Below are 1,429 nucleotides of genomic sequence, written 5' to 3'. Positions count from 1 at the left end.
GCTTACAAGCGCATCTTTTGAAAATGCCTAAGACCATAGTAAGTCTTGCATTGATTTTTGAATTAACCGAAGGGGGGGCGTTTTGAAATCAATAAAGGTGCCCTTCAAACAGCCTTGCGATGGGAAAAATATTTGTTCAGTCATGTCAAAAGGCTCTATGCGGCGGCGGATAGCTTAGCAACAGAGGGGGCAAAATTGATTGTCGAGCGCTGTGATCATTTACCCGATGTCTTTACTTTACGTGATATTCATCAAAGAAGTTGGATCGGTTTAACAGATAATAGAGCCGTTAAGCAAGCTTTAGAGCTCTTATGTCGTTCCAATCATATTCGTCAAATAGCAAGTGAAAATAGCTCATAAGGTGTTCGCCCTACCATACGTTATGAATGGCACCCTTTCGTTAAAAACAACAGCATCAAACAATGAAGCCATTGTAATCTTTTGTTATTCTTAAAACCTTCAAAGATCTTATCGTACCAACAGAGGGTTTACAAAGTATCTTTGAGGGTTTTTGTTTTATAATTTTTTAAAGAAGAAACATACAGAGGTCCTTTTAAATCTTGTGTCAAAGATATCCAAAACACAACCTCTATAGGTTTTGACGGGGTTTTGAGTTTTGAGGGTTGCCCCTTTTGGATAAAAAAACGATAAAAAGTAAAAACGTTATTTTTCAATAGGTTAAGATTTTACAGATCTTAAAAAAACAACTCATATTGATATAACACAACCTATAAATTCAACTAATAATATACGTTTTGAAGGGGTTTTGATGGTTTTTACACCTTCAAAATCTATAAGCAAAATTCGTAATAAAACTTATCAAAATACTCATTCTGATATTTTAAAGTACGTAGTACATTTATCTTGATGAATACGTGAAATGAATAGCAAATTTCACTACTTTGCTGATCTTATTCCATGTCATGGGCTGTTGATAAGCAGCCTTAAAGACCCCTTTTGAAAAAAATATCGGCTTTTTTAGCAGTTTTTTTCCCTTTTTTATCGTTATTTGCTTTAAGTGCATTTAATTGAATTCGTTTTGATTCTTTTGATAAATATTAATCATCTCATAAGGTAAGGGATTTTTATTACAATATGCTTCAATCTATTAAGTCTGATAATGAACAATTCACTTTACGCTCCCTTTTACAATCCTATCGTGAACAGGCAACATCAAATGCTCTACGAGGGAAAGTGTTTGAAGATTTTGTGACAAAATATCTTATGTATGACCCTCTCCACTATGGGCGATATGAAAAAGTTGAGAGCTATTATGAATGGGCTGAAGAGCGTGAAGGTTGGAATAAAAATGATATCGGCATTGATCTGGTCGCTACAATCCGTGATCAAGGAGGTTATGTGGCTATTCAATGTAAGTTTTATCAAGCAGACCATCAGATCAGTAAAAAGGATATTGATAGCTTTATCG

At 34.4% G+C, this 1,429-nt stretch carries 2 pseudogenes; both read left to right on the top strand.

What is annotated here, in order from left to right:
- A pseudogene (locus ACFIQE_RS10355) lies at positions 1-426 on the top strand (DUF3987 domain-containing protein); the annotation flags it as partial.
- Positions 427-1,095: 669 nt separating this feature from the next.
- Positions 1,096-1,429: pseudogene (locus tag ACFIQE_RS10350) on the top strand (helicase); the annotation flags it as partial.

The organism is Bartonella sp. AA1HLJMS, assembly GCF_042197445.1.
GTDB lineage: Bacteria > Pseudomonadota > Alphaproteobacteria > Rhizobiales > Rhizobiaceae > Bartonella.
This window is presented reverse-complemented; position numbering and strand designations above follow the sequence as displayed.